Consider the following 9,281-nt stretch of genomic DNA (forward strand, 5'->3'; position numbering starts at 1 on the left):
GCCCGGCGCATTCCAGTTCCCCGAATCCGCCCAGCCCGCCGTCGTCGCTGTAGATGTGCACCGAGTCACCGAAATAATCGGGGATCTCCTCCGGCTGTTCCGAATAGATCGAGGACGGGTTGCTAAAGAAGCCGCGCACGATCAGCACCGAGCGATCCGGCCCCGCCGGGGCCACGTACCCCAGCCGCCCGGCAAGGAACGCGCTGTGATAGCCGATCTTGTAGCGGTCGTGCCCGGTGATCGCCAGCCGCACGTGATCGGGCTGCACGTCGATCAGTTCGGGCCGCACAGGATCGTAGTAGTTGGTGATCCGGCCCGGCACTGTATGGGGGATTATCATCGCGCCGCCGGGGTTGACCTGAATCAAAAACCACGTCTGGCTGGTGATGTCGTCGTGCGCGCCCTCCGCCAGCGTGGCCGTCTGCTCGTAGCCCGCATAACGCACGCCGTCCAGCAGATCGCCGTACGCATCCAGGCCGCGCAGCGGATCGGGCGCGAGGGCCAGCGTGCGCTCGACGCTCAGGAACTTCCGCCCCGACGCCAGCACGTAGGCGTCGAGCGCGATTTCCTGCACCAGCGTCCACTGCGCCGAACCGGACTGGTGCAGCGCGTACACGCCGGGATCGATCTGCGGCGGCACGAACAGCGTACCCGGCACGTCGGCGCGATCCGTCACCATGAACTGAATCTCCGGCGCGATCCACATCCGTTCGCCGCCGATGTTCCAGTGCCCCGACGCGATCAGCGCGTCGAACGTCTCCCGCGCCGCGAACGCCTCCGGCGCCCAGAACAGGCTCTCGCCGTCGCCATCCCAAAACGGCCCATACACCCGCCCTCCGCGTGCGGAGAGCACGAGCCGGGCCTGTCCTTGCAGCGGCATGACCGCATACGGCACGGCCTGCTCTTCCAGCCGCGTCGCGACCTGTTTGAACGTAATTCGGTGATTCATGACAGAAGCTCCAGTGGACCAGTGAAGGCCGCAGATCAGCGCCGCCGCGCACTCCCGCGAGTGCGGCCCCGGCACGAACGGTTTGCAGGCGCTGATTATACCTGCGCGGTCAGCATGGAAAGGAGACTTTCCGGCCCTGACCGGGCACTAAAAAACCGGCGGGGGAGGCGGCTGTTTTTTATCAGTTTAATATGACTCACTTGACTTCAAAACGAAGTCATTGTACGATCTGATCGTTCACGTGATCGTTCAGATCGCGATGAAGCATTTAGATTAATTGTACCGTGGAACTACACTTACAGGGAACACCATGCCACGGAAACGTCAGCGTGCCACGATGAAAGACGTCGCCAAGCTGGCCGGAGTTTCGGTCCAGACGGTCTCGGTGGCGATCAACAACAAAGAAACCATTTCCGACGAAACCCGCGAACGCGTCCTCGCTGCCATTGAGGAAGTCGGCTACCGCCCGTATACCGTCGCCCGCAGCCTGCGCACCGGCTCCACGCAGACCATCGCGTTGGTCGTCTCCGACATCACGAACCCCTTCTTCGCCTCGATGGCGAACATCGTCGAAGACTACGCGCACGCATCCGGCTACAGCCTGCTGCTCTACAACACGCACAGCGATCTCGAGCGCGAAAAGAACTACATTCGCATGGCGACCCAGCGCTGGATCGACGGGCTGCTGTTCGTCTCGACCAAAGACGAGATGTACGGGCTTGAGGCGCTGCAAGAGGCCAACATCCCGGTCGTCGCCATCGACCGCATTCCTAACAACTACGATGGACCGTCCGTCATCCTCGACAACATGAAGACGGGCCGCATGGTGGCCGAGCACCTGATAGACCTGGGACACAAGCACTTCGCGCACATCAGCGGGCCGATGGACCTGCTGCTCTCGCGCGAGCGTCTCCAGGGGTATCAGGATGTGATCCAACAGCACGGCCTGCCCCCGGCGATCTCGGCCTGTGGGGACGACAGTTGGACCGCCGAATCCGGCTATCAGGCGATGCGCTCCCTGCTCCAGGCCAGCCCGCGCCCGACTGCCGTGTTTGCGGGCAACGACCGCATGGCGATTGGGGCGATGCGCGCCATCATCGAAGCGGGCCTGCGCATCCCCGACGACATCTCGGTGGTCGGCATCGACGACATCGAGCTGTCCAGCTACCAGATCATTCCGCTCACCACCGTGCGCCAAAGCCTGGTGGATGTAGCGACGATCGGCATCAAAATTCTATTGGACATCCTGTCGGGCCAGGAACCGGAACAGTCGCAGGTCGTCTGCGAGCCGCGCCTCGTCGTCCGCAGCTCGACCGGCAGACCGGCAGCATCGGATTGACCCATCAGCACGTCCGGGCGTTAGAAAAAGGATCGTCTTTGGAAAAAAGATCGCACGCAAAATACTTAGCTGATAGTGCGTTTACAGGGCACTGAATCCCCAGCGACACACCGTAACGCAATCTACCAGCGCCTGTGCCCGCCGCCGCGCGAGGCCGACACTCGAAGCCGTGATTTACCATCTCGCAACCGTGCGAGACATGGTTAGTTCGTTGCATCTATGTCACATCTAGAAGGTGGATAGTCGTATGAAACGCTCAGAGCTAAACCAAATCATCGACAAGGGGATCGAGTTCGTCGAGCAGATGCACTTCAAGCTCCCCATGTTCGCCTATTGGTCGCTGGAAGACTGGAAGACGAAGGGGCCTGAGTTCGACGAGATCAAAGACAACATGCTGGGGTGGGACGTCACCGACTTTGGCAGCGGCGATTTCCACAGCGTCGGGCTTTTGCTGTTCACCCTGCGCAACGGCAACTTCAACGACCCCAAGTACGTCAAACCCTACTGCGAGCGCATTCTGATCCAGGAAGAAGGCCAGATCCTGCCCTCGCATACCCACTACCGCAAGATGGAAGACATCATCAATCGCGGCGGCGGCAACGTCATGATCGAGCTGTACGGCATGAACGAAGACGGGACCTATTCCGACCAACCGACCACCGTCACGATGGACGGCCAGAAGGTCACCGTCGAGCCGGGCGGCGTTGTGCGCCTCTCCCCCGGCCAGAGCATCACCCTGGTTCCGGGCCAGTATCACAAGTTCTGGGGCGAAGAAGGCACGGGCATGACCCTGCTGGGCGAAGTTTCGACCGTCGGGGATGACCGCGTGGACAACCGTTTCTACACCGCCACAGGACGCCTACCGGACGTCATCGAAGACGAGCCTCCCACCCACCTTCTGTTCGGGGATTATCCGAACATCGACAAATTGTCCGGCAAGTAATTGAGTTTCTAGCGCCGAGGGAGTGCTCGCCGCTGGCCCCGAAACAAATTCGCCGGGCAAGCGGTGAGAGGATAGAAAGGAGTTCTTATTAGCGCATATATTACCCAGGATGCCATTTCACTTCGCTTGTCTTTTGAAAAACAGCACTAACCCTGAGGAGTTTGCAACAATGCGTAAATTTAATTGGTTCGTGTTCTGCCTCGTTCTCGTGGCAATGAGCGCCGGTACGGTATTCGCCCAGGGCGATTCCGGTTACGAGAAGAAAGATCCGTTCATCGTCGGTTATTCGGTGTACGACATGCAGCAGCCGTACTGGCAGGAATACGCGCGCGGCGTGGAAGAAGCTTCAGCAGACGCCGGTGCGGAATTCGTGCTCTCCGACCAGAAGAGCAGCCAGGAAACCCAGGTTTCCGGCAGCCTCGACCTGATCAACCAGGGCATCAGCGCGCTGGTCGTCTCCCCGGTCCAGCCGTCGGCCCTGCCCGCCTCGATCGACGCCGCGCACGAAGCCAAGATCCCCGTGATCATCGGTGACGTCGGCGCGGAAGGCGACTACGACGCGTTCGTGCTGTCCGACAACTACGAGGGCGGCAAGCTCGCGGCGCAGTACGTCGTGGACCAGCTCAGCGACGTGGAAGGCACCAAGCAGGTTCTGGTCATCGAACTGCACCCCGGTTCGGCAGTCGGTGAAGAACGCGCCAAGGGCTTCGCAGACGAGATCGCCCTGCACGACGACTTCGAAATCGTCGCCTCGCTGAACGGCAACGACACGGTCCAGGGCGGCTATCAGGTCACCCAGGACACGCTCTCGGCTAACCCCGAACTCGCCGCCATCTACGCCACCAACGACCCCGAGGCCATCGGTGCCGCCCAGGCGCTCAAGGCTGCCGGTCTCAACGGCGTGAGCGACATCGTGCTCGTCGGCTTCAACGGTGACGCCCCCGCGCTCGAACTGATCGAAGCGGGCGAAATGTCAGCCACCATCCGCCAGGATCCCTACGGCCAGGGCCGTGCCGCCGTGGAAGCGGCCATCACCCTGCTCGACGGCGGTTCGATCGAGTACTCTGACGAAGAAACCCGCTCGATCTACTTCCCCGTCGATGTCGTGACGGCGGACAACGTCGCGGACTTCATGGGCGGCGGCGAAGCGACCGAAGAACCGGCGGGTGAGTCGGCCTTCGAAATGAAAGATCCGTTCATCGTCGGTTACTCGGTGTACGACATGCAGCAGCCGTACTGGCAGGAATACGCGCGCGGCGTGGAAGAAGCTTCAGCAGACGCCGGTGCGGAATTCGTGCTCTCCGACCAGAAGAGCAGCCAGGAAACCCAGGTTTCCGGCAGCCTCGACCTGATCAACCAGGGCATCAGCGCGCTGGTCGTCTCCCCGGTCCAGCCGTCGGCCCTGCCCGCCTCGATCGACGCCGCGCACGAAGCCAAGATCCCCGTGATCATCGGTGACGTCGGCGCGGAAGGCGACTACGACGCGTTCGTGCTGTCCGACAACTACGAGGGCGGCAAGCTCGCGGCGCAGTACGTCGTGGACCAGCTCAGCGACGTGGAAGGCACCAAGCAGGTTCTGGTCATCGAACTGCACCCCGGTTCGGCAGTCGGTGAAGAACGCGCCAAGGGCTTCGCAGACGAGATCGCCCTGCACGACGACTTCGAAATCGTCGCCTCGCTGAACGGCAACGACACGGTCCAGGGCGGCTATCAGGTCACCCAGGACACGCTCTCGGCTAACCCCGAACTCGCCGCCATCTACGCCACCAACGACCCCGAGGCCATCGGTGCCGCCCAGGCGCTCAAGGCTGCCGGTCTCAACGGCGTGAGCGACATCGTGCTCGTCGGCTTCAACGGTGACGCCCCCGCGCTCGAACTGATCGAAGCGGGCGAAATGTCAGCCACCATCCGCCAGGATCCCTACGGCCAGGGCCGTGCCGCCGTGGAAGCGGCCATCACCCTGCTCGACGGCGGTTCGATCGAGTACTCTGACGAAGAAACCCGCTCGATCTACTTCCCCGTCGATGTCGTGACGGCGGACAACGTCGCGGACTTCATGCAGTAAGCGCAGTTCCAGGTAAAACAACGTGTGGCCCGGAGAGCCGGGCCACACGCCCAACCCGACCTTTGATCTATTCAGGACAGACTGCCACACACAGCACGAAACGAGTAAGGGGAACTGCGTCGTGGAACCAATCCTTGAGGTGAAACAGATCACCAAACAATTTCCCGGGGTGCTGGCTCTCGACCACGTCGATCTGGAGCTGATCCCTGGCGAAGTCCATGCGCTCGTCGGCGAAAACGGCGCCGGTAAGAGTACGCTGATCAAGATCATCGCGGGCCAATATCAGGCAACATCCGGCACGCTGGTCATGAACGGCAAGACCGTCCAGTTCGACAATCCGTTACAGTCGCAGTCGGCAGGAATCAGCGTCATCAACCAGGAATTCAACCTCATTCCCCAGTTGAGCATCGCTGAGAATATTTTCCTCGGGCGCGAGCCACGACTCAAAACCGGTCTGGTCGACTGGAAAAAGATGAATGCCCGTTCCGCCGAGCTTCTGGCCGAACTCGGGCTGTCCCTGTCGCCCCGGCTGCGTGTGGAATATTTGAGCGTGGGCGACCTCCAACTGGTCGAAGTCGCCAAAGCGCTCTCGCGCGATTTCCGCGTGATGATCATGGACGAGCCGACCGCCGCCCTCAACAGCGCCGAAGTCGAGCGCCTGTTCTCGATCATCGACAGCCTGCGCCAGCGCGGCGTCGTGGTGTTGTACGTCTCGCACCGGCTCTCGGAGATCTTCCGCATCGCGGATCGCGTGACGGTCCTGCGCGATGGTCGCCGCGTCGATACGCGCGCCGTGCAGGGCCTGACCGAAAACGACATCATCACCATGATGCTCGGGCGCGAGCTGGCCGATTACGTCGTGGAAAAGGGCGCGGACCCCGAAGGCCGCCCCGCCCTCTCCGTGCGCGACTTGACCGTGCCGCCCACCCTGCGCGGCGCGTCGCTCGACCTGCACTATGGCGAAGTACTCGGGATAGCGGGCCTGATCGGATCGGGCCGCTCGGAACTGATGCGCGCCCTGTTCGGCATCCAGTCGCCGTCCGGCGGCGAGATCGCCATCGACGGCAAACCGACCGTGATCCGCAACGCGATGCAGGCGCTGCGCGAGGGCATCTTCATGCTGCCTGAAGATCGCAAGCTGGAGGGCATCTTCCCCGATCTGGACGTGATCGACAACCTCGTGATCAAGCGCCCTCGCTACGACGAAAGCGCCCTGGCGCGCTTCTTCCTGGCGCTGTCCGCCGAGCGCAGCAAGTACCAGGAGATCCGCGACAAGCTTTCGATTAAGGCGCACAGCCGCACGCAGTTGGTCTCCACCCTCAGCGGCGGCAACCAACAGAAGGTGCTGTTGGGCCGCGCGCTGGTCAGCCAGGCGCGCATTCTGCTGCTCAACGAGCCGAGCCGCGGCGTAGACGTGGGCACGAAGGTCGAGATCCACGAATTGATCCGCCAGATGGCCCAGGAACACCGCGCCGTGATCGTCAGCTCGTCGGACGTGCCGGAGCTGGTCAAGGTCAGCGACCGCTGCATCGTCATGAGCGCGGGCCATGTCGCGGCGGTGCTCGAAGGATCGCAAATCACCGAAGACAACATTCTGGCCTGCGCCGTCGCTCACAAGAAGCTAGAGGGATAACGTGATGGAAACTCAAATCGCTTCTCCCGCAGCACCACCACGAGACAAGCCGCTGCCCTTCATCCTGCGCTTCTTCCAGGTCTTTGAAAGCCTGGGCGTGCTGGTCATGCTGCTGGTCCTGTTTGGGGTGATGGCCGCCATCAAGCCGGTCTACCTGAACGTCAACAACCTGAACAATATCGTCATCACCGGCTCGATCATCGCCGTCACCGGCCTGGGCATGACCATCGCCGTGGCGATGGGCGATCTCGACCTGTCGGTCGGCTCCAACCAGGCGCTGACGGCCTGCATCGCCGCCGACCTGCTGACGCGCACCAGCATGCCGCTGACCATCGGCGCGACGCTGCTGATCGGCCTGATGATCGGCGTGGTCAACGGCATGATCATCAGCCGCCTGAAGGTGCCCGCCTTCGTCGCCACGCTGGGCATGATGAGCGTGCTGCGCGGCGCGGCGCTGCTTTACACCGACGGCCAGTCGATCCTGATCATGGGCTACGACGACTTCGCCGCACTGAACACCAGCAAAGTGTTGGGCCTGCCGATGCCGTTCATCATCGCGCTGGTCACCCTGCTGGTTTTTTACGTGCTGCTGCGCCATACCCCCTTTGGACGGCACGTGTGCGCCATCGGCGGCAATGAAAACGCCGCCCGCGCCACCGGCCTGCGCATCGGCCTCACGCGCGTGATCGTCTTCGGATTGGTCGGCATGGCGGCGGCGCTGTCCGGCATCATGCTCAGCGCGCAGCTTCTGTTCGTGGACGGCACGCTCGGCAAGGGTCTCGAACTACAGGCCATCGCCGTGACCGTGCTGGGCGGCACCAGCCTCGCGGGCGGCGGCGGCAACCTGCCCGGCACGCTGCTGGGCGCGCTGCTCATCGCGGCGATCAACAGCGCCCTGAACATCCTGAAAGTCCCGCCGTTTTACCAGTATCTCGCGCTGGGGCTGCTGCTCATCCTGGCGCTGACGCTCGACACCGCGCGCCGCGCCGTCATCAAGCGCGTCGTCTCGGGAGGTGTGCGATGACCGCCATAACTGATGCGTCCGCTCTGCACGAAGCCCAGCCGCGCGGCCCGCTCTACTGGATTCAGCGCATCCTGACCCAATACACCATTCAGTGTTTGCTGCTGGTCGTCGTCATCGGCCTCAGCCTGACCAACGACAACTTCCGCCAGGAAGCGAACATCCTCTCCGTGCTGCGGCAGGCGTCGTTTGCCGGGATCGGCGCGGCTGGCATGACGCTGCTGATCATCAACGGCGCGTTCGACCTGTCCGTGGCGGGCCTGTTGGGGCTGTGCGGCGTGGTGCTGGCCCAGGTTTTGCCCGATATCAACGTGCTGCCCACCGTGCTGCTGACGGTCGTTTTGGGCACGGCGCTGGGCGTCGCCAACGGGCTGGTCGTCACCAAGATCAAGATTCCCGCCTTCATCGCCACGCTGGGCATGATGTACGTCTATCTGGCGATCGGCTTCATCATCACCGACGGGCAGGTCGTGCCGGTCACGAATAAAGCCTTCCGCAACATCGGGACCGGCGACTTCCTCGGCCTGCCGATCCCGTTCGTGATCATGGTCGTGACCTACGTCGTGCTCTACGGCATCATGCAGTACACGACCTACGGGCGGTTCATCCGCGCGGTGGGCAGCAGCGAAAACGCGAGCTTCGTGGGCGGCATCCCCGTGGACCGCGTGAAGATCTTCGCGTTCGCGCTGGTCGGGCTGTGCACCGGGCTGGCGGCGGTCGCGCTGACCGGCTACCTCTCCTCCGCGCAGCCGATCATGGCCGAAGGCTACGAACTGCGCGTCATCGCGGCGGCGGTCGTCGGCGGCACGAGCCTCAAGGGCGGCTCCGGCACGCTGTTCGGCACGTTTACCGGCGCGATGTTCTTCACCGTGATCAACAACGCGCTCAACCTGTTCAACGTCGGCGCGTACTGGCAGTACGTCGCGGTCGGCATGATCATCATCACCGCGCTGGGCATCGAGGCCCTGCGCCACCGCTTCGGCGGCGTCTTTCGCGGCACCTAATCCGATCCCGGCCCCACCGGATCGTTATCCCCCATTTATCCGCGACCTGCCCCCCAGGTCGCGGATGTTTTATCCCCCGCGCTGCCTCGCGCAAGATTTTTTACATACAGCGATTAATGTTAAGATTAGCGCCTGCGCAAAACGCCGCCTTCAGCCGGAACGCTGCGGCATTCAACATCGATAAGCGGGTGAACTCATGACGGCATTTTCTCTCGAGCACGAAACGGCGCTGATCACGGGCGGCGGCTCCGGCCTGGGCCTGGGCATCGCCCGGTGTTTCGTCGAGGCGGGCGCGCGGGTGATCCTGGTGGGCCGCCGCGAAGAACT

The 9,281-nt window shown here is 62.7% G+C and carries 8 protein-coding genes; 7 read left to right on the plus strand and 1 reads right to left on the minus strand.

The annotated features are described in order from the left end of the window. The coding region (locus tag V7116_RS24235; protein ID WP_324394573.1) for a DUF6786 family protein at positions 1 to 949 on the minus strand (949 nt) is incomplete at its 3' end. Positions 950 to 1,259: 310 nt separating this feature from the next. Here V7116_RS24235 and V7116_RS24240 point away from each other — a divergent pair. From V7116_RS24240 to V7116_RS25940, 7 genes are all read left to right on the plus strand, one after another. Then, entirely contained in the window at positions 1,260 to 2,288 is a 1,029-nt protein-coding gene (locus V7116_RS24240) for a LacI family DNA-binding transcriptional regulator (protein ID WP_324394574.1), read from the plus strand. A gap of 247 nt (positions 2,289 to 2,535) precedes the next feature. Further along, on the plus strand, positions 2,536 to 3,231 hold the full coding sequence (locus V7116_RS24245; protein WP_324394575.1) for a D-lyxose/D-mannose family sugar isomerase: 696 nt from the start codon (positions 2,536 to 2,538) through the stop codon (positions 3,229 to 3,231). 169 nt (positions 3,232 to 3,400) lie between these two features. After that, complete coding sequence (locus V7116_RS24250; RefSeq protein WP_324394576.1) at positions 3,401 to 5,296, plus strand: substrate-binding domain-containing protein; 1,896 nt, start codon at positions 3,401 to 3,403, stop codon at positions 5,294 to 5,296. 121 nt (positions 5,297 to 5,417) lie between these two features. Next, complete coding sequence (locus V7116_RS24255; RefSeq protein WP_324394577.1) at positions 5,418 to 6,929, plus strand: sugar ABC transporter ATP-binding protein; 1,512 nt, start codon at positions 5,418 to 5,420, stop codon at positions 6,927 to 6,929. 4 nt (positions 6,930 to 6,933) lie between these two features. Continuing rightward, the gene (locus V7116_RS24260; protein ID WP_324394578.1) at positions 6,934 to 7,953 is read left to right on the plus strand and encodes an ABC transporter permease; all 1,020 of its coding nucleotides are present in this window, start codon (positions 6,934 to 6,936) and stop codon (positions 7,951 to 7,953) included. After that, positions 7,950 to 8,954 (plus strand): ABC transporter permease, encoded by a 1,005-nt coding sequence (locus tag V7116_RS24265; RefSeq protein ID WP_324394579.1) that lies wholly within the window; start codon positions 7,950 to 7,952, stop codon positions 8,952 to 8,954. Before V7116_RS24260 ends, V7116_RS24265 begins: the two co-directional genes overlap by 4 nt. 196 nt (positions 8,955 to 9,150) lie before the next feature. Further along, positions 9,151 to 9,281: SDR family NAD(P)-dependent oxidoreductase (locus tag V7116_RS25940; RefSeq protein WP_349258560.1), on the plus strand; the 131-nt coding region annotated here is incomplete at its 3' end.

Origin of the sequence: Aggregatilinea sp., assembly GCF_036822615.1 — a bacterium.
In the GTDB taxonomy this organism is placed as follows: domain Bacteria; phylum Chloroflexota; class Anaerolineae; order Aggregatilineales; family Aggregatilineaceae; genus Aggregatilinea.